Below are 25,176 nucleotides of genomic sequence, written 5' to 3'. Positions count from 1 at the left end.
GGATATGAATATCAAAATACGGCGAGGGCATTTCAATCTGAGTACGCAAATCTCGCTGCAAGATTCAAGTATCGGTTTGTATGGTAAATCCGGTGCAGGGAAAAGCACGATGTTAGGCTCGATTGCCGGCACCATTCAACCGCATAGCGGACACATCGTAATGGACGGCAAAACGCTATTCGATAGTCGCAAAAGAATAGTGATGCCTCGTGAGCTGCGACCGGTTGGTGCGGTGTTGCAAGCTGACTCGCTCGGTTTGGATGAAACCGTACGCGATCATTTAACAGCGGCTTATCACCGAGCGAAGCAACAACGCAGTCTGTTTAAATTAGATTTTCTGATTGCGCTTTTGGAGATAGGCGGCATTCTGGATCAGCCGCTAAAACTACTCTCGGTCGCCGAACGGCAACGCGTCGCGCTTGGACGCGCATTATTGAAATCCCCCAAACTTTTGCTGTTAGACGATACCTTTGCGACGGTCGGCGCTGCTTACCGCATGCAAATGCTGCCGATACTCAAGCGGCTTCAGTGTGAATTTAACCTATCGATAGTGTACGCCAGTCAGTCTCTTGGAGACATATTGGAATTAACCGACCAAGTCGTCGTATTGGATCAAGGTAAGGTGATACGGAACGGTTCCCTACGCGAACTTGCCCGACAACAAGATTTTTTGCGTTATCTTGGAATACGTCAGATTGACAATATCTTGCCGGTAACGATACGCGAGCACGATTATTCGTCGGGCTGCAGTTTAGCCGATAGCTTTGGTTTACCGCTCATGTTGCCGTTACGTCCGCATTTTGTCGTTGGTAGCCGGACTCAAGTTTCGATACGTGCGAAAGATATCGCTTTGTCGCGGCGGTTCATTGACGGCATTTCCATCCAAAACCAACTGAAAGGTCGCATTTGCGCGCTGATACCCAGTGACGACAGCGTCGTCGTTCAAATCGATTGCGGTGGTACATTGCTGGCGGAAATCACGCCGGGAGCGCTACACAGCATGGCTTTGCAAGAAGGCGACATGGTTCACTGTTTGATCAAAACGCATGCGATAGTTTATCTTGCCGAGCTTGACGACATGCCGTATCAGCGCGTGGTCAGCCATCGGGATGGCTATTATTATTTGAGCGCCACGAATTCCGGTGGGCAGCCGCTCATTCGCAACTCCTTAGCATGACGGTGGCTTTATCGCCGGGTCGAAGAAGGATGCCGTTATGGGAAAATCTGCGTAACAACATGATACGGATACCGATCCAAATTTGCCGCATACGCTTGAAATCCCTCCCATTAGCCCTTAAAACCGTGGTAGATTGTTTCCATTCTTTCACCACACAACGCAATAATGACTATTCAACAAAAAGCCCATCCCTGGCATGGGATTACGCCCGGCGACAATGCCCCAGATACCGTTACAGCATTCATTGAAATCGTTCCTTCCGACACTGTCAAATACGAAGTCGACAAAGCCACCGGCTATTTGAAAATCGATCGTCCGCAAAAATTTTCCAACATGATTCCGACCCTCTACGGCTTCATCCCGCAAACGTATTGTGCCGAGAGAGTGGCCGAATATGCGCAAATGATGTCAGGCAGAACCGTCGGCAGAGGCGATGGCGATCCCCTGGATATTTGCGTATTGAGCGAGCGCAGCGTCACGCATGGCGATATTCTGGTACAGGCGATTCCGATCGGCGGATTTCGTCTGCTGGATGGAGGCGAAGCGGACGATAAAATTATTGCGGTGATGAAAGGCGACGAATTTTACCGGCAATGGCGGGACGTATCAGATGCTCCCGAGTCGTATATCAATCGCTTGAAACATTATTTTCTAACTTATAAACATTTACCTCACGAAAAAAGTAGCTGCGAGATTACCCATGTTTATGGTCGTGACGAAGCTCACGAAGTCATCAGACGTTCGATAGCCGATTACCAATACCATTTCAGCTGCCAGGACGTGGAATAGATCCTGGTTCCTAATGATAAGCGTTGGTTTCAATGTGAAATCCGGCTTGACCGCTTCTGATGAGTAACGGTGCGGCAAGCCGGTTAAGCGGAGCGGTTATAGCGAATGCTTTTTGCACGGAATTACTACAATACCAAGCGCACGGGAAAGTTGCTCCGAATAGCGATGATCGCATGTTAACCATACACGTCGGCAAAGCTTGAGGACGGTTTGCCGCCCGCAGGCGGCAAACCGTCGACGGACTTATTCAGCCATTAATGCCAAGCGGTTTTCCAGTTCTGCCGCGACCAACGAATCATAGTGGCGCTGCAACACGGAACAGGTGGGGCGTGGAAACAAATCGGCCTCAATCTCATCTTTCAGGTAGCTTAGGAAGCTGACCGTTTCTTTATGCGCCGGTCGCTTTGCACTGATTGATGAAGAGACGGGTAGAGCGTTTTCCGATAAGTTTGATTTAGAAAAATACGGCTTGCTGCCTTTCAATGGCGAAAAAACGGCAGCCGCAAAGAAACACAAGATCATAAACAGCAAAATAAGTTCTAACATATCAATACCTCAGGACTATAAAAAGAGCGGACCTGCAATATTCGATCAATCGGATAACTCGCAAAGGTCGGCCTTGTCCAGAGCAAATAAAATGCCATCCTGCAGAAGATATAACTCTATGTTTTATAATGTACTTTTTGTGCTATCTAATGGTGATTACTGTTGTTTTTAGAACAATTTGCCGGTATTACCGCATAGATTAGCGGGTAAATAACACTCGGATCGATCGACTTAGGACGCGAATGTGCTTAATGTTTTTAAAATGTGTGCCTATTCATAAAAAAGACTACACTAGCTATTGACAAATATCATCATTTTATAATTCAGCTGAAAAGATGTTTTATACAAGTACAGAGATATGCAACAAAACAAGGAGGTTTAGGGTATCGTCCAAAATAACTTCCCGATATGGCAATAGTCACAGGGGAGGTACCGAGTGAGGATGTCGGCAGCAAGGACGCTGCCGTCAAGCCTCCATGGAAGGGTTCACGGCGTTCCTCATTCGGTATGCCCCAGGGTTTCGCACCGGCAAAACGGGAAGTTGTTTTTGGCCAAATCCTTAGGGCTTATTCGCAGACTCTTATTATTAAAATTATAAAGAGAGGTGTTTTATGAAGTCGCTTTGGTCCTCGGTTATTCTAGCCGCATTCATTCTGACACCCATATTTTCTCAAGCCGCTAACCCGACGATAGCCGAACGGACGGTGCAATTCCAACAACAACTTAATGGGATGAGAGCAACCTTGGGCTTGGATGAAAATCATTCCTTTCAGGCACAAAGCATGCAGCAGGACTCCTTAGGGCAGATTCATGTGCGCTTCCAGCAGTTTTATCACGGCATACGGATTTGGGGTGGCGAAGTCATTACCCATACACAAGAAGATAGGATGGCTCAGCCGCCAACTTCCATGCTTAAGCAAGATATTCAGGTCGATACCATGCCGGAGCTTTCCACGGCGGATGCGCTAAGCGTTATCGAGAAAGACATCGCTCCCCGTGTTCCTCTTGCGATAAAACCCGTGTCGGAATTGGTGATCTATCCGCAAATAGAAAGGCGTCTGATCCCGCGTAAAACCTTGGCTCCTGGAAAAGAGCCGAATGCGCAAGATTTCGTCACCGAAACTAAAGGTTACAAACTAGCCTACTACGTTCATACCGAGCGCGAAAATCCCGGCGACACCCAACACATCGATTACTTGATCGATGCCGATAATGGCGAGATCATCGAAAAATGGGACAGCTTAACTACAGCTAACGCGGTTGGCACCGGAAAAAGCCAATATAGCGGCACGGTGCAATTGAATACCAATAGGATATCAAGCGGCTTTGAGTTGATTGATTCGACTCGGCCAAGTAGCGGCGGTAACAAGGTTTATAACCTAGATCATGCCACCTCTGGAACCGGCACCATATACACCGATGCTGACAATACCTGGGGCGACGGTAACAATTTCAAGGAGGATCCCGAGCCGACGACATCCGCTAACGGTCAGACCGCTGCTGTCGATGCCGCTTATGGCTTGCAAGTAACCTGGGATATGTATAAAAACGTTTTCGGGCGTAACGGTATCGATGGCCAAGGAACACAGACCTACGCCCGTGTCCATTACGACAATGCCTATGATAACGCCTTCTACTCGGATTATTGCATGTGTATCACCTACGGTGACGGCACTAAATTGCAAACGTTGACCGCTATGGATGTGGCCGCGCATGAATTTTCGCATGGTGTTTGCTCGACATCGGCGGGTCTGATTTACAACAAGGAATCCGGCGGCTTGAATGAGGCCAATTCCGACATCATGGGTACCATGGCGGAGTTTTATGCCAGAGGTGCTAACGGTAAAGGCAATATTATCCCGGATACCGGCGGAAACTGGACGCACGGTGAGCAGATGACCACGCCAGCCTATCCGTTAATGATGCGCTTTCTGTACAAACCCAGCAAGGATGGCAAAAGCGCAGATGCCTGGAGTCCGAGCTTGCAAAATCTGGACGTGCATTACAGCTCCGGCCCGATGAATCGTGCTTTCTATTTTCTAAGCCAAGGTGCCACCACGAGTGGCGACACATCATCGTCTTACTTGCCGCAAGGCATGAAAGGTATAGGCAACGACAAAGCCGCAAAAATTTGGTATCGGGCCTTGACCACCTATATGATCGCTTCGACTGATTATCTCGGTGCCAGAGTTGCCAATATCCAAGCCGTAAGAGATCTATTCCCGGTATCCGGGCCCGAAGAAATCGCCGTCTGGAATGCTTTCGCCGCGATTAATGTCGGCGATCCTTGGAGTGGGCCCGATACTCCGCCCAGGGTTACCGTCAGCGAATCGGGTGAAAAAGGCGTATTAACCTTCAGCGCTACAGCGACAGACGATAAAGGTGTAGTAAAAGTTGAGTTTCTGTTAGATGGCTCATTGATTGGCACCAAGACCTCGGCACCTTATTCAATGACTTACGATTCTCGGATGGAGGATGACGGCCAACATACCTTGGTGGCCAAGGCCACAGATACTACCGGCCAATACACCAACGTCTCGATGACATTTACGATTAACAACGGTCAGTTAATCCGTAATGGTAGTTTTGAGAAGGGTTACGGTGTGGGGTGGTCAAATACCACCGGCATGCAAATTGGTGCCATTCTGAACGAAACACCCTTTGACGGCACAAAAATGGCGAAGTTCTGCGGTACCGGCTCGCAAATGAGCGTAGCGCTCTATCAATACGTAACGATTCCGGCGAGCGCTTCGTCGGCAAGTTTAAGTTACGCTTTGCATATCGAAACCGAAGAGACGACGACAAGTTCGGCCCGCGATACCCTGACCGTGCAAATACGTAACAGTTCCGGCACCGTCTTGAAGACGCTGGCCACCCACAGTAACTTGAATGCCGCAACGGGTTATCAAATCCATAGCCATGATCTGGCCGCCTATAAAGGCCAAACCATTCAAGTGTATTTTTTCGGAGCCGAGGATTCGGGGATGGCTACCGGCTTTATCTTGGACAAGGTAAATCTCGATGTTAGCGGCGGTGGGGAAGTTGATGACGTCGCCCCGGATGTCAGTGCAAGCGAGAGCAGTATTAACGGCACCATCACATTATCCGCCGTTGCCACGGACAATGTCGGCGTCGCTAAAGTGGAGTTTTATGTCGACAATATTCTGAAAGGCTCGGTTTTATATTCACCGTATCGCATACAGCTAGCCAGCAATACCTTGACCAACGGAATCCATACGCTGATCGCGAAGGCGTATGATGCGGCCGGCAATGTCGGCACATCTAAGGCGGTGACTTTCACGGTTGACAATACGATAGTCGACACGGTAGCCCCGGTTATTTCCGTTAGCGAGACCGGAAGCAGTGGCACCATTGCTTTCAACGCGTCGGCAACCGATAACGTTGGGGTCACAAAAGTCGAGTTCTATGTCGACAACTCCTTGAAAGGCACCGATGTGACCACGCCTTATAGCATGGAGCTAGATTCTAAGTCGTTGGCCGATGGTAATCACACCTTGCTTGGAAAAGCCTACGATGGGGCCGGCAATATCGGAATATCCTCAGCCGTGACCTTCAGTATCGATAACTCCGCGCCGCCGTCTACGACCTACAACGAGGCGGAGAACAACGGCACTACTACATTGGCAAATGTAATCGGCAGTGGTGTGACTACCATCGTCGGCTTTATCGGTAATTCGACCGATCAAGACTACTTTAAGCTGGATATTAAGGCTGGCCAAACACTGACCGTCAATATGAAGGGGCCAGCCAGAGACTACGACCTTTATTTGTTGAGCAGCTCCGGCAGCAGGTTGAGGGTGAGTAGTAATGTGAGTTCTACGGAGTCAGTCAGTTATACCAATTCCGGTTCGTCGACCGCCAGTTATTATCTCAAGGTCGTCGCCTTTGGAGGTGCTCATAGTAATACAGAGGCTTACACCCTTACCATGCAAAGAAGCGGCGGCAGCGACACTGACAAGGAGGCACCCAGCGTTCGCGTCAGTGAGAGTGGAACCAGCGGTAGTATTACATTGTCTGCCGTCGCCACTGACAATGTGGGTGTTGCTAAAGTCGAGTTTTATGTCGACGGTGATCTTAAGAGTACTGTTTTGTATGCGCCATATAGCTTTAAGTTAGATAGCAACACGTTATCCAATGGAAATCATACGCTGGTGGCCAAGGCCTACGATGATGCTGCTAATGTGGGTATCTCCAGTCCTGTCATCTTCTCGATCAACAATAGTGGAGTCGACAAGGAATCACCGGTGATTTCGGTTGGTGAAACGGGTAATAGTGGTTCAATTACTTTCGAGGCCTCGGCATCTGATAACGTTGGTGTTACCAGGGTTGAGTTTTATGTCGATAGTTCTCTGAAAGGCACCGACACGATTGAACCCTATGCTATGGTGCTCGATTCGCTTACCTTGTCGAATGGTGTTCATACATTGGTCGGAAAAGCGTACGATGCCGCCGGCAACATGGGCATCTCTACCGCAGTTGCCTTCAGTATCGATAACTCGGGCTCCACATCTAGCACCTACAACGAGGTTGAGAATAATGGCACAACCACGACTGCGAATATCATCAGCGGGAATGTCACGAAAATCGTGGGTTATATTAGTAATTCCGTCGATCAAGATTACTTTAAGATCGATATCCCTGCCGGAGGTACCCTCAGCGTGAATATGAAAGGGCCAGCGAGAGACTACGACCTGTATTTGATGAGCAGTGGTGGCAGTAGACTCAGAACCAGCACAAATGTCGGCTCTACCGAATCCTTGAGTTATACCAATTCTGGCTCGTCCAGCGCCAGCTATTACCTGAAAGTTGTTGCTTTCGGCGGCGCTCATAGTCAAACGGAAACTTATACACTCACGTTGAATCGTTGATAGCGACGCAATGATCGGAAGGCCGCGTCTTTGCGGCTTTCCGCGCTCAAATCCAATCGCTGCCGACAAAAGGCACTTAGGAGGTAACAATGCAAAAGACGTTTAAAACGCTATTTGTCACTGCTCTCAGTGGTTGGATAGTCTTGTTTGCCGCCGTAGTCAATTCTCAACCGAAGCATGATCTTTCAATTGCTATCGGTCAATCCGCGGCGATTGAAAACACAAATCTGATGATCAAATTCAAAGCGGTTCTGGAAGATTCGCGTTGCCCGGTTAATGCGTTTTGTACATTGCCTGGCAACGGTCGAATAGAACTTGAAGTGATTGATGCTCATCGAAATCCAAAGTCGGTCGTGTTAAGCACTACCGAGGAACCTAGGTCCAAAATCGTAATGGATCATCAGTTGACTTTAGTTTCACTAAGTCCGCAAAGAGTGGAAGGTGAATCGTTCTCAGAAAAAGATTACTCGATAACATTGCGTGTTGAAAAGCGCACAGCCAAGTGACAGCGGGCGTAATCCTACCATTTACGTGGAGTCGTATTGCAGAAAAAACGCTCGAATGTATAAGACTATGGCTAGCAGGGTCATGGGCAAATATCAAAATATTCGTGTTGACAAAAGAGCTCGGCTAACGTTTATCGCGCTCGGCTTCCAGCGCATCATGACGCAAGTCGACATAGTTGTTGCCCACCATTTTCCAAAACATCGCGGCAGACTCAGGATCGTTACTTAACAGTTCGACAGCGATTGCGCCGTTGCTGCTGATATCGGTAATTTTGGCCTCGATGTTTACGATGCTTTTGTTTTTAATGATGCGCTTGTCGGCTTCGAATTGTAAGGTAACCGGTTCGCCGACCCGGAACACCAAGTCGCGTTTAAACCCGCCAAAAAACTGCAAATGATATTCGGGCACAGATTGAAAGGGTAGGACAAACTCGGAGTGCCAGCGGAACGGCGGGCAATTGATGGGGCCGCTTTTTTTGGGGAAATGGATGGTATAGCCGTCATCGACTTTGGCGATGACAGTTCCTTTAGTATAAATTTGCCGGCAATTGGTTAAAACCGTATCGCCCGGTTCGAATTGGTCGTTGCTTGCGGCGTTGCCGTTTGCGCTCAGCAAAGACGATAGGCCGATGATGATCGAGTAAATCAGTCGCATAATACACCTCCTTATAATTATTCTGAGGCCTGAGTCTGGCTGCGGTGCGGATGATTGTCAAGATAGCCGCCGCAATAATATCCCTTTCTTTTCAGTCAACCCGGTCACTCGGTCGAGTTGAACCTAACTAGCGGTCATAAAGGCCTGCGGATTATGACAGCGATTTGTGCCCCACCGCCATCCCAATATTCCTAATGCAATTAACGTCCAGGTAGCAGGTTCCGGCACCGAGGTCGGCGCGGTCACCGTGATCGGCTGGGCAGTGGTCGGGCCGATTAGTTGGATCGTAAACGGCGGGTCGAAAGCGGGGCTTAGCGCGGCTTCGATGATGTAATTGCCAGCCGCCAGGTTCAGTACCGATAATAAGCCGTTGGCGTCGGCGGTCGCAATCGGCGCGATGGGATCGGTTGGGAGAATGGGATCAGGTGGATAGAACAGCGCGAAAAACAAGGCTTCCGGCGAGATGGGGTCGCCTGGATAAAAAAGGCCGGTTGCACCGAAGTCGCCGCCCGCGAAGTAAAACAGGAAGGCGTCGGCGGTGTCGTCGACGTCCAGGTTGCCGGCAAAACCTTGGTAGGCGCCGGTTATCGCCTGGGCTGAGTAGACGTCGCCGGCGTCGCCGTTTTCGGCGAACAGATGAATAGGCGGGTTATCGTTGCCGCCTATGTCTATGTAGGCGGGCGTATCCGCTTGGACGATTCGCCCGGACAGGGCAAGGGTAAGAAACAGCAGGGGCAACAGCGGCTTGTGCATGGCTATCTCCTCGAATGGATGAACGATGGCGAGCGGAGTGTAGCAGAAGCGGATTTGTCGGTCATGCAAAAAATCGCCTGTTCTGGGCCGCTAGACACATTTGGCGGCTTTTGTATAAGGCTAGCTCTAGACCGGTTGTTCGCGAGGTCTAACCTATAAAAAACTAATTTCCAAGCTCATCTGCAACGTCTGCAAGCACGCTAGCGATTCAAGGTGGCCGGATATCCTTAGCAATCCGGTTAAGTTTGGATTGCCGTAAGCTGGAATAAGCAGAAAACGAAAATTCGGCATATATAAATAATATTGAGGCGAATGACTTTTTATGGTAGATAGACGGCGGAATTGCCTATGTTGCGGCAGTCAAGAGTCGAGTAAGCAATTGCCTAAGAATCCAAGATAAAAGTCGAATACAGGATACTTACATGGCTTTCCCCACGATGAATCTATTTTACTATCAACGCAAACCGTTTCCGGTTGTAGGTCAACTCGACAAGGAGAAGGGGCCGCCTGAACGAAATTCAGCCAGGCATGTTGCAGGTCAACTCGGGTTACAAGTTATGTTCTTATTAGAGAGGTGAAAGGAAAAAATCAAATCAAGCAGGTAAAACTGGCTCGTTATGAATAGCGGGCACATTATCAAATGCGGAGGCTGCTATGAAACCAAATATAAATACTCGACGCGATGGAGCGGCTATCGTTGGAATGTTTACTCAAAAAAATCATTATGTCGGCTTGGCTGCCATTGCGCTCGCGATCGTTGGCATAACCGCCGACGTAATCAAGACTGCGCGTGCGGATGAAACGGTCTATCAAACCGGCTTCGAGCGCCCGACATTCCAAGCCGGCGATGAGCTGTTGGGACTGGATGGGTGGTCGACCGCCATTCCGCCATTCTTGAATCCTTCGGCGGCGATAATTACCCGTAACGAAGCCAGGGGGGATCACCGGCGCTTTCGTCAATCCGTTGAAGTCCGCGGCGAGGATTTGATCGGTTCGGATGGCATCACTAGTCCCTACGATGCCGTCGGCTCATACCGGAAACCGGTCGATCAAACGCTGACTGAAGATAACAAAATGGCGCGCATCGACGCCGACTTGTTGTTGGAGACGGATGCGCCAAAGACTCTCGGCGAATTCTTCTCCCTGACCATTGCCGCGCGCTCCGGTGATGGCGAAACCCTAGGCGAAGTTGGGTTGTCTTCTGCAGGGATCGTCGAAGCGTTCCCCTTCAATGCGGCTCCCGGCTCTCCAGCGGCATTTCATAAGCGTATTCACTTCAACAAGTGGTATCACGTTGCCATGTTAATCGATTTCGAACATCGAACCACTTCGTATTTCATCGACCAGCACTTCTTAGGGGCGGTTCCGGCACCGAGTGAATCTAACATTCTTTCACGCGGCGCCCTGGTGGTTTATGCGCGCCCGGACGGCGACCAAACGACCGGCCCGGACAGCACTCGGGATGATTACAAGGCTCACTTCGACAATTTTCGGATAAGTTTACACGGCGCTGCGCCACCATTAGAGGACTGAACGCAGCCGATCGATCGTCTTGCGGGGCGGGCGTTACTTGCCCGTCCCAACGGATAACAGCCGGAACAAAGTAATCACGTTTTCGATTCCAAGCGAACCAGCAGCTTCTGCAAAAACGCCACCTTGTCTTCCATGTCTTTGAAGGTATAGCTAAACCTCAGTTTGTCGGCGCCGTCGAACTTGTAGACCTGCGACTGACTTTGGATCATCCTGATCAATTCGGCGGTGTCGATCTGCGGGTTGGCGCTGAAGACGATACGTCCGCCGCCGCTGTGGCTTTCGATTTTCTTGATGCCCAAGTTTGCCGCCTGCTGTTTCAACTCGGTAATCGCGAACAGAGCCTTGACCGGGTCCGGCAGCAGGCCGAAGCGGTCTATCATTTCGATCTTGAGCTTGCGCAAATCGTCTTCGTGTTCGGCGCTGGCGATGCGTTTGTACAGCACCAAACGGGCGTGAATGTCCGGGAGGTAATCTTCCGGAATCAGCGCGGCGACTTGCAAGTCGACTTCCGGCCCCAAATCCAGCGGCGCGTCCAGCTCCGGCTGCTTGCCGGATTTCAACGCTTTGACAGCCCGTTCCAGCAGTTCGGTATAAAGAGTAAAGCCGATTTCCTGGATCTGGCCGCTTTGCTCGTCGCCCAATAACTCGCCGGCGCCGCGGATTTCCATGTCGTGCGAGGACAGCATGAAGCCGGCGCCGAGTTCGCCCGAGGTTTCGAAGGCCTCCAGCCGCTTGACGGCGTCCTTGGTCATCAGCGATTTGGGCGGCACGATGCAATAGGCATAGGCCCTGTGGTGCGAACGCCCGACCCGGCCGCGCAACTGATGCAATTGCGCCAGGCCCAACTTGTCGGCGCGATTGATGACGATGGTGTTGGCGCTGGGAATGTCGATGCCGCTCTCGATGATGGTCGTTGCCACCAGCAGGTTGAAGCGCTGATGGTAAAAATCCAGCATGATTTGCTCCAGTTCGCGTTCTGCCATCTGGCCGTGAGCGATCTGGATGCGCGCCTCGGGCACCAAGCCTTCCAGTTCGCGGGCCATCTTGTCCATGGTCTTGACGTCGTTATGCAGGAAGAACACCTGGCCGCCGCGCTTGATTTCGCGCTGGCAAGCTTCTTGGACCTGCGAGTCTATCCATTCGGTGACGAAGGTCTTGATGGCATGGCGGTTCGGCGGCGGGGTTGCGATAATCGAAATGTCCCTGAGGCCGGACATCGCCATATTCAATGTGCGGGGAATCGGCGTTGCGGTCAGCGTCAGCAGATCCAGTTCGTAACGCAGTTTCTTGAAATGTTCCTTTTGGCTTACGCCGAAACGGTGTTCTTCGTCGATGATCACCAAGCCCAAAGCTTGATACCGAATGTCTTTCGAAAGCAATTTATGCGTGCCGATGATGATATCGACCTTGCCGTCGGCCAATTCATCGGCGACGCTCTTTTGCTGTTTGGCGGTGACGAAACGCGACATCACTTCGACCCGCACCGGCCAATCGGCGAAACGGTCGCGGAAATTTTGGTAATGCTGTTGTGCCAGCAAGGTGGTCGGTACCAGCACCGCCACCTGTTTGCCGCTTTGCACCGCGACGAAAGCGGCGCGCATGGCCACTTCGGTCTTGCCGAAGCCGACGTCGCCGCACACCACCCGGTCCATGGGTTGCGTTGCCGCCATGTCGTGCAATATTGCGTCGATCGCGCTGAGCTGGTCCGGCGTTTCCTCGAACGGAAAGGCTGCGGCGAAGGCTTCGTATTCGCTGTTTTCGACGTCGAAGGCAAAGCCCTGCCGGGCGGCGCGCTTGGCGTGCACGTCCAACAATTCCGCCGCGACGTCGCGCGCCCGTTCCATGGCTTTTTTCTTGGCCTTGCTCCATTGTTCGGTGCCGAGCTTATGCAGTGGCGCGTTTTCGGCGCTGACGCCGCTATAGCGTCCGATCAGATGCAACGAGGCCACCGGCACGTAAATCTTGTCGCCGCCGGCGTATTCCAGCATCAAAAACTCGGCGTCTATGCCGCCGACGTTGAGCATTTGCAAGCCCTGGTAGCGGCCGACCCCGTGTTCCTGATGCACTACCGGCGAACCGATGTCGAGTTCGTCCAGGTTGTTGAACACGTTTTCAAGTTCGCGCGCGGCCGACAAACGCCGGCGCCGGCGCTGTTGAGCCTTGGCGCCGCTGAGCTGGCTTTCGGTGACGATAGCGATTTGCTGATGTTCCAGCCACAAGCCCTGATCCATCGGTGCGACGACGATGCAGGGGGACTGATCGCCTTGCAGAAACTCCGGCCAGCTGGAAATTTGTTTGAGCTTGAGTTTGATGCTTTTCAACCTTTCGATCAGGCCCTCGCGGTGGCCGGCGGTTTCGGCCACGAACAGAATCTTACCGTCGAAACCTTCGATAAACCGGCGCAAATGCTGGGCGGGTTCTTTCAGTCTATTGTCTATCGCAAGCTCCGGTAGCGCTTTGCAGGCGAAACGGTCGGCATCCTCGGCGTCATTATCCAACACGATACGATCGAAACCGGCGGTATGCTCTTGAATTTCGGTTGCCGACAGGAACAAGCGGGCGGGCGGCAATAAGGGACGGTCCACGTCGTATTTGCGCTGCTGATAGCGCTCTTCGGCCTCGTTGAAGTAGCGCTGCGCGTTCTCCACGAATTTGGCCGGCAGTACGAACAAAGCCGATTGCGGCAAATAGGCGAACAGCGATTCGGTGTGGTCGACGAACAGCGGTAAATAATATTCTATGCCGGCCGGCGCGATTTGCTTGGTGACGTCCAAATACAGCGGGTTTTTCGGCGATGCGTCGGGGAATTGCTCGCGAAAGGATTGGCGGAAATGTTTGATGGCGTCGTCGGAAAACGGAAATTCGCGGGCCGGAAACAACTCGACTTTGTCCATCTTCTCCAGCGACATTTGCGTATCGGGGTCGAAGCTGCGTATCGATTCCACGTCGTCGTCGAACAATTCGATGCGGTAGGGCTGTTTGCTGCCCATCGGAAACAAATCCAGAATCGATCCGCGGACGGCGAATTCGCCATGCTGGTAAACCTGCGACACGCATTGGTAACCGACCGCTTCCAATCGGGCGCGCGTCAGTTCCAGGCTCAAGCTGCCGCCGACTTCTATCGCAAAGCTGTAGGCCAGGATATGTTCACGCGGCGCCAGGCGCTGCATCAAGGTCGAAACCGGCACGATCAATGCGCCGCGTTTGGTTGCCGGCAGCAACGCCAGCGTGCGTATCCGCTCGGAGATGATTTCCGGCAGCGGCGAAAAAACGTCGTAGGGCAGGGTTTCCCAGTCCGGGAATTGCAGGATAGGGTAGGCGCCGTCCAGAAAAAAGCTGAGTTCGTGTTCCAAGCGCAGTGCGGTCTGCGTGTCCGGCGTGACGATCACCAGCAGGCGTTTTTCTTGAGCGATGGCGTTGGCCAGTGCCAGCGAATCGCCGCAGCCGGTTAGACCGCTCCAGTAAATCGGCCTTTCGTTTGTTTGCGGAATCGGTGGATCAAAAAGCGAGGTCTGCATGGGTTTATGGCTAGACGAAAAATGGCTTATTATAACCCGATGCTTGCCGTTGCCGGACCAAGGTTGGCGGAACCGGGTTTGTCCGGCGGTTCTACGATCTACCGGGCGGCCGGCGTTTGCGTGCCGCATCCCTGAATAAGCCGAAATACCGAGTCGAATATGCCCATGTCCGAGGATATCGCCATCAGCAAGCTATTGCTTAAGTGTAAGGAGCTCAGTGCCTTTTGCACGCAAAACGGCTGGATCATCGACGACTCGATCCGCTACGAAGTCCTCGAACGACAACCCGATAGTCTGCTGATCTATGTGACTTTCCTTGAAAGCATCATGGAAGGTTCCGGTTGCCAGTGCGACCAAAAACCGTGTTACGGCCGCTTGCGCTTGAAATTGGGGGGCGACGGCGAAATTGTCGATGTCGAACCGGTTTGATCGGCCGCGAAAGCGGGTGATCGTCGAGTTGCTTTTCCCCTAAACAGGGTGTCGTAGAAGTCAAAATCTAGCTTGGGCATAGGGAGCGAAGCCCGCAAAGTCAATCTGTCGGGCTTCATCGCATTCGGCCCGACCTGTCCGGCAATTTCCTAAAACCGCGAAGCAATCAGCGTGACATCGGCTTCGGCCCAAACGTCGTCGAATTGTCGACGGACGCTTTCCGCCTCCTGCGTTTTGCCCATTGCGTCGAGGCTTTGCATCAGGCCGAACAAGGACCAGCCGTTTTGCGGGTGATAACGCAGGTCTTGAAGATAGACTTGTTCGGCTTCGCGCGCCTTCCCCGCTTGCAACAGCACCGCACCTAGCACCTGGCGCGGCGGCAGATACCAATCTTTGGGTTCGGTATAGTTCAGCCGGTCTTCAAGTGTGGCGGCTTGTTGCAGAAAGGCGATCGCTCGGTCGAAATCCCCTTGTTGCGCCGCCAATTCGCCTCGCAGGATGTTCGCGCCGATTTCGAGTAGCTGTTTGACCGGATTCAGGTCGAATACCTTCAGATCGGCGACGGCCGGATCGTCGATGGCTTGCTCCAGGCTGTCGAGTTCGGCTTGGGCTTCGGCGGTACGGCCTTTTCTGAGCCAGGCCAAGCCGCGCGCGTAATGCCGGATTGCTGTCGGATAAACCAAATCGGCGGCGGGCGGCGTTTCGTTCAGCACGGCGTCCCAATCGCCGAACAAGGCCTTGGTATAGAGCGGAAGCAACAGGAAATGCTGCATGGTGCCGCCGAACGCCGAGTCGCGCAGTAGTTCCGGCTTGATTTCGGACGCGGTGTGCGCGGCGGCCTGCGTTGACAAGGCCTTGCGCCCGGTCTTGATCGCGGCGGCCCACAGGAAATGATGGTTGTGCGGTACGTAGGCCAGGGTGTAAATGCTTTCGGCGGGATGATGGTCCAAATAGCGGTGGTCGACTTCGACCGCGTGTTGATTGGCCAGGATCGCATCTCGATAACGCCCGGTTCGAATGTAGATATGGGCGGGCATGTGTACCAGATGCCCGGAACCCGGCACCAGCTTAGGTAAACGCTCGGCGCTGGCCAGGGCTTTTTCGGCAACAGGCGAGGCTTCCAGCGCATGAATGTAGAGGTGGTTTGCAAGCGGATTGTCGGCATCGCGTTGCAGCGCGTGTTCCAAAACCGAGACGATCTCGGAAGTCCAGGGCCGCGCTTGGCCGTCCTTGCTCCAGAAATCCCAGGGATGCAAATCCATCAGTGCCTCGGCGTATAAGGATGCGATCACCGCATCCTCGGGATAACGCCGAAATACCTCACCCATCGCGTCGGCGTAGGCCGCATCCAGCTTTTTACGGTCCGCCGTCGCCGGGTCCGCATAACGCGTCGCCAAGGCTTCGATCAGGGCGCGTTCTTTGTCCGTCGCCGATTCGGCCAGCAGCCCGGCCTGACGTATCGAAGCCAAGGCCGTTGGGATTGCGGACGGTTCCATCGGTGCATTGATGTTGGGGCCCAGCACCAAAGCCTCGCCCCAATAACACAGCGCGCAATCCGGATCTATACGGTAAGCTTGCCGAAACGAGCGGGCCGCTTCCGCGTGATTGAAGCCGAAAGCCAAAATCAGTCCTTGATCGAAATAACGTTGCGCGTTACGGCTCTGCGTCGATATCGGATAATGGTGCGCGCCTAGGTTGTCGAACACCGGAACCGGTTCCGGCTCTTTAATGTCCTCGTGCGTGGGCCGGCAAGCGTTGAGCAGCGAGATCGATAAAATTAAGACGGCGCCAAGGAAGATGTTTATGTTGGAAGTGTTGCCGGTCTGCATCGCTGTCCTCCGATTTCCAGGATGATAGGCGTGGGGAACGATCGGTACGAATTCCGAGATTGCGGAGGCGCTATTGAATCCCGATTTTTTAGAGATGGCAACCCTATTTTGAGTGCGTGAATACGCTGGTATCGGCGATGAGGGAAGAACGACGGGATGCCCCCCAAGCTAATTGAGGGGCACTTGAATAGCATTCGGATCGGCGCTTTCTTTCGCCGGCCTGCGCGCTCAATAGTGTTTATCCATGAAATCTTTGACGAACACATAAGCGTAAGCGACCAATGCGCCGAATACGCCGACCAGTAAAAAGTCTATAACCATGATGAGGCCCCCCTGAGATGAAGATACCAGTCGCTATTTTTCGATAGCGTACGGTCCAGTGAAAGCGATTCTCGTGCCAACATTGTTTTCCGAATATATATTAGGAATATCAACGGCATAAAGAGACGTCCTCCGGCGGTTTCGGCGAAAGTAAATAGGTATCGGTTGAAATCAACGATAGCAACGGTTTGTTTCAACCGTTATTCGAATGGATTTTGCCGCAATCGATTCCGAGCCGCCCCGCAAAGCGTTCAGTAATCATTCAACACCCGGACTCAGTTTGTACGGCTTGCGATTTGTTGTTACCCTTTTTCCGTTCCAATAAGACTATAGCGAAATCATGGATATCAGTTCGGTCCAAACCATTGCCAAACAAGGCCGCCTGGCTGCGCGCCAATTAGCATCAACCACCGAAGCGCAACGTAACCGTGCGCTTGCCTATATGGCCGAGTCGCTTGAATCGGCCAAACAAACGGTGTTGTCCGTGAACGCGGAGGAAGTCGAACAAGCGCGGCAGGCCGGATTAGCGGACGCGATAGTCAAGCGTTTAACCATCGACGATAAAGTTTTTCAGTACATGCGGTCCAGGCTCGGAAAGGTGGCCGGGCGTCCTGATCCTTTGAATCGCGTGCTGCAAGGTCATACCAATCCGAACGGTCTGCAGGTTTACAAAAAGTCGGTGCCATTGGGTGTCGTCGGCATCATTTACGAATCGCGTCCCAACGTCACGACCGACGCCGCCGGCGTTTGCATCAAGAGCGGCAACGCCGTCATCCTGCGAGGAGGAAGCGAGGCCTTGCAAACCAATATGTGCTTGGCGGACGCGATGATAGACGGCGCCGTCGCCGCGGGACTTCCTGAACATGCGATACAGATCATCCGCACGCCGGGCCACGAAGCCGTCGGCGAATTGCTGAAGATGGACGATTATGTGGACGTATTGATTCCGCGCGGCGGCAAGGATTTGATCAAACGCATCGCCGAAGGCACCCGCATTCCGGTGATCAAGCATTACGACGGCATTTGCCATCTCTATATCGCCGAGGATGCCGATCCCAAGCAGGCCGTCGAGTTGGCGGTCAACTCAAAATGCCAAAGCGTGCAGGTTTGCAACGCGCTGGAAACGCTCTTGGTCGACGAACAGTGCGCCGAACAAATGTTGCCGCTGCTGCGCGCGGCATTCGAGGCCGAGCGGATCGAATTGCGCGGCTGCGAACGGACACAAGCCGTATTGCCCGGTATCCGGCCGGCCACAGAGCAAGACTGGCACACCGAATACTTGGCGTCGGTGTTGTCGGTCAAGGTAGTCGACGGCATCGCCGTGGCGATAGAGCATATCAACCATTACGGTTCCGGGCATACCGACGCCATCGTCACCCGAAGCTTGAAACTGGCGCAGACATTCGAGCAGCAAGTCGATTCGGCGTCGGTGTTGATCAATGCATCGACCCGTTTGTCGGGCGGCGGCGATTACGGTTTGGGTTCGGTGGTCGGCATCAGCACCGACAAGCTGCATGCCCGCGGCCCGGTCGGTCCGGATGAGCTGACTACTTATAAGTGGGTGGCCTACGGCAACGGCCATTTAAGGAAATAGAGCGCAAAGCGGTCGCCTTGCCGATGCCGAAAGTAAGTGGCGGAGCAGCCGGCCGCGACCGATATGGCGCATGCGAAGATGCGCATGTCTGTTTCCGGCCGTGTAACAATTCAAGCCTGCCAATTAGTGTATCCTTGATTAAGACGATGCAATCGATTATGCCGGACAATCGGGCGTGCTTGCATCTTGAGAATCATAACGACCCTACTCAGGGAGCCCGTAAACCATCTCATGCTTCAGACTAAATTACATTTTCAGTTGCCTGAGGACCTCAAAGCGGAACTCTTTATCGCTGAATTGGAAAACACAACAGCATTGCAAGTCGTGTCCAAGCAAGCTTTTTTGAGGGAATTTTACGACAGCTTCGATTGGCGGCTGTTCAATGCCGGCCTTCTGTGTGAATTCGATTATTCCAAATCGATTTCTCGGTTATGCCTGATTGATTTACATGGTGCAGGGGTGATCGTAACGGCCGACTTACCGAAAGTTCCGGAATTTGCCGATCAATTCAGCGACGAAATGATCAAAAACAAATTGGCTTCGCTATTGGAAATGCGCGCCTTGATGTCGATGGCATCGATACCCTGTCAGGCCTATTGCGTCAATGTTCTGAATGAGGAACAAAAAACCACGGCGCGTTTATTGATAGAGGATTACGAAAGCTTGCCGACGCGCGTGCGGATACAGTCCATCAGAGGTTACGACAAGGCCGCCAAACATCTTAGGCAATTATTCGAACATAAACTGGCACTCAATCGGGTCGAAGAATCGCTTTTGGAAAGCGCTTTGCAATTGCATGGCCGTAAACCCAAAGACTATTCGTCGAAATTGAATATCGATCTGGAACCGGGGATGCGGGCGGATGTCGCCTGCAGAACCATTTACCGCACCTTGTCGCGGACGATGCGATCGAATGAGGGCGGCACCAAAGACGATATCGACAGTGAGTTTTTACATGATTTCAGAGTGGCCGTCAGGAGAACGCGCTCGGGTTTAAGCCAATTGAAAAACATCTTGCCCGGGCGGGTTACCGCGCAATACAAACCATTTTTTGCCTGGCTTGGCCAAATCACCGGCGAAGCGCGCGATCTGGATGTGTATCTTTTGAACTTCCCTGAATATCAGCGCAGTTTGCCTGCCGATATGCGTAATAGTCTGGATCCCTTATATCGTTTTCTTCAGCGTAAACAACATAAGATTTACCGGGAATTGGCGGCAAAGTTGAATTCGTCCGACTACGTATCCGGTATGCGGCAATGGGAAAGTTATTTGAACGAACCGATTGCGGTAACGCCTGATGAAACGAACGCAGCGCTGCCGATCAAGCAAGTCGCGGATAAACGGATTTTGCGGCTCTATCAGCGGGTGTTGAAACAGGGAGAGGCCATTACCGACGATACGCCGCCCGAAGCCTTGCACGAACTTCGTAAAACCTGTAAGAAGCTGCGTTACTTGATGGAGTTTTTCCAGAATCTGTATCCGGAAAAGAAAATCGGCAAATTGATCAAGGCATTGAAAAATTTCCAAAACATCCTCGGGGATTTTCAGGATTATCAGGTTCAGGAACAAACCTTGAAAAAGTTTGCCGAGGAAATGGCCGAAGAACGAACGCCGGCCGAAACCTTTATTTCGATGGGGATATTGATGCAGAATCTGCATCAGAAACGCGAGCAGGCGCGGCGGCATTTCGCCGGCAGTTTCGCGCAATTCAAAAAGCCGGCGAACGGCGTGTTGTTTCACGCCTTGTTTGCCAACAAGGAGTAGGGGAGAGCATGACGGTTATCGCAGCATACAATATCAAGGGCGGAGTCGGAAAAACATCGACCGCGGTCAATCTGGCGCATTTGGCGGCGGAAAAAGGCTATAAAACCTTGCTTTGGGATTTGGACCCGCAAGGAGCCAGCAGCTATTATTTCCGCATCAAGCCCAAGATCAAGGGCGGCGGCAAACAGCTGATTGCCGGCGAACGCGAGCTGGATGACTTGATCAAGGGCACCGATTTCAACAACCTGGACATGTTGCCGGCCGATTTCTCTTTCCGTAATCTGGATTTGGTGTTGGATGCGCGCAAACATCCTACCCGGCGCCTGCAAAAGCTGCTGAAGCCGCTCAGCAAAGAATACGATTTGATATTTTTGGATTGCCCGCCGAATATCTCCTTATTGTCAGAAGCGGTGTTCGAAGCCGCCGATGTGTTGCTCTCGCCCGTCATTCCGACCACGCTATCGCTGCGTACGCTGCAACAATTGAAAAAATTCATCAACGAAAATAAATTGCACAAGCTGAAATTATTGCCTTTCTTCTCGATGGCCGATCGCCGTAAAAAGATGCACCGCGACATCATGGCCGCGCTGACCGACGAACATCCCGAGCTGTTGGCGACCGTGATCCCTTATGCCAGCGATATCGAACGCATGGGCTTAGAGCGCAAGCCCCTCGGCGGTTTCGTCAAACGAAGCCGTTCTATCGATGCTTATCGAGGACTATGGATGGAGATTGAATCGGCGTTAGCTTAACTCAGCGCTTACTTGCGATATTATAAGGCTTAACCATCAATTCCCATTCAACCCGTTCTTCAATCGCATGCGCGCTAGCGCTGGTAATCGATCTTGCCTAGCTTATACGGAGCCAGTTTACCGGCGGTCAACGACGCCGCGGTCCGGCACGGCTAAGGGGGGCATTTATGGTCCGCCTCGTATCGCAAGAAAGAGACATAAAAAAATATTGCGCCCGTATATCCGGTCTTTGGGTGAGTTTAAACGGCCGCTGGCCCTGATGGACTTCGCACAGTCCGACCTCATCAGGTCCGACTTCTAAAGAGCCCGAGACCTCCCGGGTTCTATGGAATGCAGGTGTGAAATGGTCTAAATCAGCCGTAATCGCAGGGCTGGCCGGGTCGAATGTTTCAATGCTTTCCAGGCTCCAGCTTCACTCCGCGCCGCTCGTGAGTGACATAGGCCTGAATCGCGATCATCCTCGGATCATCGGCGGCCAGGGCTTGGCCTTCCAAAGGATTGCGCAAACACCAATTGATCATTTCCCACAGCGGAACCACTTTGCCGATTTGTTTCTGGAATTTCGGATAGGTCTCCGGATGGGTATTGGCGGCGTTCGGATGGCATTGAGCGCAGGCTACCCCGTTGCTGCCCAGTTCCGGACTGGTCCATAGCTCACGGCCTTGTTTGACCACGTCCATGAATTGTTGTTGCCAGCGCTGTTCGTCTTCCGCGGTGAATTCATCCGCGTGCGCCGCAGTGATCGCAGCAGTCAGTCCGCAAGCCAACAGCGTTCTCGTCAATGTTTTGAAAGGTGTCATGGTCGTCTCCGGTCTGGTCAATAGTGGCGTTGCGGATTGATGCGTGCGCTTTCGTCCTGATATTCGGTATCCTCGGGGCGCTTTTTGAGTTTGTTAAAACGAACTACCCGGTCTTTGTTGTTATAAAGCGTAAAGTTGACATCGATATCGCCGTTGGCCAGGTTGATGAACTGCCAGCCGGTCGCGTCGCGTTCGAAGAACGGATCGGCCCGGTTCATCGGCACCGTCAGTTTCGGTAGATATTGTTCGGCCTGGGCATAAGCTTGCGGATACGGCCACGGCCAGGCGGTCGCCATGACCGAGTTGAAGCTGATGTTGCCGATCTGATTGTATTGAATCTGATGCACATGGCCGTAGAGCACGGAGACTTTCTGATACGGCTTCAGCAAGGCTTGAATTTCATCGGCGTCTTCGGTCCAGAAATTCCAGCCCTTAAAGATTTTTTGCAAAGGGGAGTGCGAGAACACCACGATAGGCGTGGCCTTGTCCACTTTATCCAAATCGGCTTTCAGCCATTGGCGCTGCTCGTCGCCCACCATGAACGGCGAACCGTTGGGATTATCCAAACCGGCCATCTCCAACATGCGCTGTTCCGGCGTCGGCCAACGCTTGTAAGTCCAATCGTCGTAGGTGCGGATGCTGTTCAACACGATGAAATGCACGCCTTTGTGATCGAAGCTGTAATACTGCGGCCCGAACAGATTTTCCCAATATTCGCCCAAGTCCAGATAATAATCGTGCTCGCCCATCACGTATTTGAGCGGATGCTTCAAGCCCGACAGGATTTCCGCGCCGTGATCCAGTTCTTCCTTGCTGCCGAGTTGGGCCAAGTCGCCGCCGAACATCACGAAGTCCGGTTTCGGCGTCAGCAAGTTAGCCTCGGCTACCGCGCGGATCAAGCCTCTGTCCCAATTTCTGACGAATCGATTGCCTTTGATGTGTTGGATATGGGCGTCGGAAATATAGGCGAACGTGAAGTTTTGATCGGTTTCGGCGAAAGCCAATTCCACCAGGCTGACCGGTAAGGCCGAGCTTAAGGCCAACGCGCCGCCGGATTTCAAGAAATTGCGCCGACTGAAATGGGTGTTACTCATGGCTGCCTCCCGCGGCCAATGCGGCCTGTTGAATGTATTGCTGACTGGTCAATGCCTGTAAAAAGGCCACCAGATCATCGACTTGAGCGTCGGTCATATTAAGCGGACGAATGCCGCCGCTCAAAAAATCGTTGACCTTGGCACCGGCCGGCGTCACGCCGCCGTTGTTGTAATGTATGACGACTTCTTTCAAGGTCTTCAGACTACCGTCGTGCATATACGGCGCCGTCAATGCGATATTGCGCAAAGTCGGGGTTTTGAAGGCGCCTAGGTCGTCGAAGCGATCGGTGACGGCAAAGCGGCCCAGTTCCGAGGATTTTTTATCGCTTAAAACCATTTGATCGACCTCGCCGCCTTTGGCTTTTGCCTGCAAAAATGCCTGGGCCAGACGCGGGATATCGTCTTGAATCGCAGTGATGCCAACGCCGATATTATGGAAGCGGCTGTCGGTAAACAAGGCATGATCTTGTTCTATCGTGTGGCAAGACACGCAGCGGCCTTGTCCTAAAAACAAATTAAATCCGCGTTTTTGCTGCTCGGTCAACGCCGCTTGATCACCGTTAAAATAATAACGATCGAAGGCCGAATTGCCGGCCACAATGCTGCGCTCGAAACTGGCGATGGCTTTGGCTATGTGATCGATGTTGAGCTGATCCCCTGCCACGGCAAACACCTCTTTGAATGCGGCCTGATAGTCCGGGTCGCTGCGCACGATTTCCAGAATCGGGTCATGATTGGCCAAGCCGCCTTCCACCGGATTCACGAATGGCTGCTTGGACTGGCTTTCCAAGTCCGGCTCCCGACCGTCCCAAAATTGCGATTTATAGAACGCCGCATTGATGACGGTAGGTGCATTGCGGGTACCGGTCAAACCGTTGTGGCCGACCGAAACCGTTAGATTATCGGTAAAGCCCCGGTCGTCGTCGTGACAGGATGCGCAGCTGATAGTGCCGTCGACGGAAAACCGCCGGTCGTGAAACAGTTTGTCGCCCAAGGCAATTTTGGCCGGCGTTTGTGGATTGTCGGCCGGCTGAGGCACGGCGGGGAGGCCTAGCAATGGGTCGGTCTCAGCCGCTGCTGTCAGTTCCGGCGACGTCGCAGGCGGCGGCACCGCCGATTCGGCCGCATTGGTCTGTTGATTGTTGCTTGATTGGTCGCAAGCTGCCAAGCCTATGGCAGCCAACGTGAATAAGAGTAAGCGGCGCATAAGACACCTCCTTTTTCAGGCGTTTTTTGATTACCGACTCGGGATCGGGATTAGACTAAACAGCGGATTCGAATATAAGCGTTGTCCGAATAACCAATCCTACATCATCATGCTTGTCGAAGTCGGTTAGATCAAACGATAAAATCAACAGACTGCTCCGAACGCGAGCTTGGGTTATCTGCTATATCTGATAGCAATAACCCAGCGATACGATTTTGCGCTAGCCGTTGCAGAACGTCACGTTAGCCAACCGACTCTAGGTACACAGGTTAACATGTTAGAGGGTAGGCTAACTGTAATGATTTTCGAGCGTCAAAATAAAAGCTTATAGTTTACGCCTACAGGCTTTGCAAATTTGCCGGCTGAGCGGTAGCGAAGATGACCGGGATGCGCGCCTCCGACTGGAACCTTACGGCAAACGGTATGAGCCGGCCGGGCATTAATTTTTTCCCGTATTGTCGTCCGAGAAGACGCAGCGCCGAGTCGTTTGGTATTGACGCATAATCCGAACAACGCTTAGTTCTACTTTGTCAGATTCATTCCAGAGCCACCCTAGACCGCCTGGAGTGAGATTCCTTGGTCTTGCGCCTCACATAATGGCGCTTGCTGATAATGTCCGCCAATTCCTCGGCGGTGAGTTGGCGCCGAAGCAGCAGATGTTCCAGTGCCGTCACTAAATCGTTGAATGACAGCATGGGCCACTGTTGGCGCCCCGCCTTTTTCTGTTTGACCAGAAACAAGGTTCCGAGCATCACCAAGGCCATATGGTGATGCCAAGCGTCCCAGCGGCGAACCTGGTAGTCAGCCATACCGCATTCACTTTTGGCTTCGCGAAAACTGTGCTCGATGAAGAAGCGCTGCGCCTGAACCCGCGCCAGCTCTTGCCAGGGTGTATCCTGCGGCGCATTGGATAAGCAATAGTGCGATATCGTCTCGGCGCCGGCTTCACGACGTACCAACAAATGCCAGCAGCGCGCGTTTTCTTCTTGCCCATCCCATACCCAAACCAGAGCGTGCAGA

At 52.6% G+C, this 25,176-nt stretch carries 19 protein-coding genes and 1 pseudogene; 11 read left to right on the top strand and 9 right to left on the bottom strand.

Going from position 1 to position 25,176, the window contains the following annotated elements; all coding sequences use genetic code 11:
* Positions 1-4 precede the first annotated feature (4 nt).
* Positions 5-1,177, top strand: a complete 1,173-nt coding sequence (locus ACW73I_RS11495) for a molybdenum ABC transporter ATP-binding protein (RefSeq protein ID WP_458029484.1) — start codon at positions 5-7, stop codon at positions 1,175-1,177.
* A gap of 165 nt (positions 1,178-1,342) precedes the next feature.
* Positions 1,343-1,966, top strand: coding sequence for an inorganic pyrophosphatase (locus ACW73I_RS11490; protein WP_458029483.1), 624 nt, complete (start codon positions 1,343-1,345; stop codon positions 1,964-1,966).
* A 243-nt stretch (positions 1,967-2,209) separates the two neighbouring features.
* On the opposite strand, the gene ACW73I_RS11485 is transcribed toward ACW73I_RS11490, so the two are convergent.
* On the bottom strand, positions 2,210-2,512 hold the full coding sequence (locus ACW73I_RS11485; RefSeq protein WP_458029482.1) for a hypothetical protein: 303 nt from the start codon (positions 2,510-2,512) through the stop codon (positions 2,210-2,212).
* Positions 2,513-3,123: 611 nt separating this feature from the next.
* Here ACW73I_RS11485 and ACW73I_RS11480 point away from each other — a divergent pair.
* Together ACW73I_RS11480 and ACW73I_RS11475 are read left to right on the top strand one after the other, a co-directional pair.
* Positions 3,124-7,401, top strand: coding sequence for an Ig-like domain-containing protein (locus ACW73I_RS11480; protein ID WP_458029480.1), 4,278 nt, complete (start codon positions 3,124-3,126; stop codon positions 7,399-7,401).
* A gap of 89 nt (positions 7,402-7,490) precedes the next feature.
* Positions 7,491-7,907: a hypothetical protein gene (locus tag ACW73I_RS11475; RefSeq protein ID WP_458029479.1), complete on the top strand. Its 417-nt coding sequence runs from the start codon at positions 7,491-7,493 to the stop codon at positions 7,905-7,907.
* 124 nt (positions 7,908-8,031) lie between these two features.
* Here the strand turns inward: ACW73I_RS11475 and ACW73I_RS11470 are convergent, their stop codons facing one another.
* Entirely contained in the window at positions 8,032-8,562 is a 531-nt protein-coding gene (locus ACW73I_RS11470; RefSeq protein WP_458029478.1) for a hypothetical protein, read from the bottom strand.
* Between the two features lie 123 nt (positions 8,563-8,685).
* Entirely contained in the window at positions 8,686-9,315 is a 630-nt protein-coding gene (locus tag ACW73I_RS11465; RefSeq protein WP_458029477.1) for a PEP-CTERM sorting domain-containing protein, read from the bottom strand.
* Positions 9,316-9,969: 654 nt separating this feature from the next.
* Here ACW73I_RS11465 and ACW73I_RS11460 point away from each other — a divergent pair.
* Positions 9,970-10,848 carry a hypothetical protein gene (locus ACW73I_RS11460; protein ID WP_458029476.1) on the top strand — a complete coding sequence of 293 codons (879 nt, stop codon included), beginning with the start codon at positions 9,970-9,972 and terminating at the stop codon, positions 10,846-10,848.
* A 74-nt stretch (positions 10,849-10,922) separates the two neighbouring features.
* Here ACW73I_RS11460 and mfd read toward each other — a convergent pair whose 3' ends face one another.
* A complete protein-coding gene (gene mfd, locus ACW73I_RS11455; protein WP_458029475.1) occupies positions 10,923-14,366 on the bottom strand; it encodes a transcription-repair coupling factor in 3,444 nt (1,147 codons plus the stop codon).
* 6 nt (positions 14,367-14,372) lie between these two features.
* On the opposite strand from mfd, the gene ACW73I_RS11450 reads away from it, so the two are divergent.
* Both ACW73I_RS11450 and ACW73I_RS11445 read left to right on the top strand, forming a co-directional pair.
* Positions 14,373-14,501 carry a hypothetical protein gene (locus ACW73I_RS11450; protein WP_458029474.1) on the top strand — a complete coding sequence of 43 codons (129 nt, stop codon included), beginning with the start codon at positions 14,373-14,375 and terminating at the stop codon, positions 14,499-14,501.
* A 24-nt stretch (positions 14,502-14,525) separates the two neighbouring features.
* Entirely contained in the window at positions 14,526-14,795 is a 270-nt protein-coding gene (locus ACW73I_RS11445) for a hypothetical protein (RefSeq protein WP_458029473.1), read from the top strand.
* Between the two features lie 149 nt (positions 14,796-14,944).
* Here the strand turns inward: ACW73I_RS11445 and ACW73I_RS11440 are convergent, their stop codons facing one another.
* Positions 14,945-16,624, bottom strand: coding sequence for a hypothetical protein (locus tag ACW73I_RS11440; protein WP_458029472.1), 1,680 nt, complete (start codon positions 16,622-16,624; stop codon positions 14,945-14,947).
* Between the two features lie 661 nt (positions 16,625-17,285).
* Between ACW73I_RS11440 and ACW73I_RS11435 the strand changes: the two genes are divergently transcribed.
* The 3 genes from ACW73I_RS11435 to ACW73I_RS11425 all read left to right on the top strand — a co-directional run bounded on the left by ACW73I_RS11435 (position 17,286) and on the right by ACW73I_RS11425 (position 21,055).
* Complete coding sequence (locus ACW73I_RS11435) at positions 17,286-18,539, top strand: glutamate-5-semialdehyde dehydrogenase (RefSeq protein ID WP_458029471.1); 1,254 nt, start codon at positions 17,286-17,288, stop codon at positions 18,537-18,539.
* A gap of 231 nt (positions 18,540-18,770) precedes the next feature.
* A complete protein-coding gene (locus ACW73I_RS11430; protein WP_458029470.1) occupies positions 18,771-20,303 on the top strand; it encodes a CHAD domain-containing protein in 1,533 nt (510 codons plus the stop codon).
* Positions 20,304-20,311: 8 nt separating this feature from the next.
* The gene (locus ACW73I_RS11425) at positions 20,312-21,055 is read left to right on the top strand and encodes a ParA family protein (protein WP_458029468.1); all 744 of its coding nucleotides are present in this window, start codon (positions 20,312-20,314) and stop codon (positions 21,053-21,055) included.
* A 389-nt stretch (positions 21,056-21,444) separates the two neighbouring features.
* Here ACW73I_RS11425 and ACW73I_RS11420 read toward each other — a convergent pair whose 3' ends face one another.
* From ACW73I_RS11420 to ACW73I_RS11410, 3 genes are read right to left on the bottom strand one after another with little or no spacing between them, the layout of a single operon-like run.
* Positions 21,445-21,855 (bottom strand): cytochrome C, encoded by a 411-nt coding sequence (locus ACW73I_RS11420; RefSeq protein ID WP_458029467.1) that lies wholly within the window; start codon positions 21,853-21,855, stop codon positions 21,445-21,447.
* Positions 21,856-21,872: 17 nt separating this feature from the next.
* On the bottom strand, positions 21,873-22,949 hold the full coding sequence (locus tag ACW73I_RS11415) for a metallophosphoesterase (protein WP_458029466.1): 1,077 nt from the start codon (positions 22,947-22,949) through the stop codon (positions 21,873-21,875).
* Positions 22,942-24,156, bottom strand: coding sequence for a cytochrome-c peroxidase (locus ACW73I_RS11410; protein ID WP_458029465.1), 1,215 nt, complete (start codon positions 24,154-24,156; stop codon positions 22,942-22,944). The genes ACW73I_RS11415 and ACW73I_RS11410 overlap by 8 nt, the downstream gene beginning before the upstream one ends.
* A gap of 169 nt (positions 24,157-24,325) precedes the next feature.
* On the opposite strand from ACW73I_RS11410, the gene ACW73I_RS11405 reads away from it, so the two are divergent.
* On the top strand, positions 24,326-24,487 hold the full coding sequence (locus tag ACW73I_RS11405) for a LysR family transcriptional regulator (protein ID WP_458029464.1): 162 nt from the start codon (positions 24,326-24,328) through the stop codon (positions 24,485-24,487).
* Positions 24,488-24,692: 205 nt separating this feature from the next.
* On the opposite strand, the pseudogene ACW73I_RS11400 reads toward ACW73I_RS11405, so the two are convergent.
* A pseudogene (locus tag ACW73I_RS11400) lies at positions 24,693-25,176 on the bottom strand (hypothetical protein); the annotation flags it as partial.

Source organism: Methylomonas sp. MgM2 (assembly GCF_054172045.1).
This window is presented reverse-complemented; position numbering and strand designations above follow the sequence as displayed.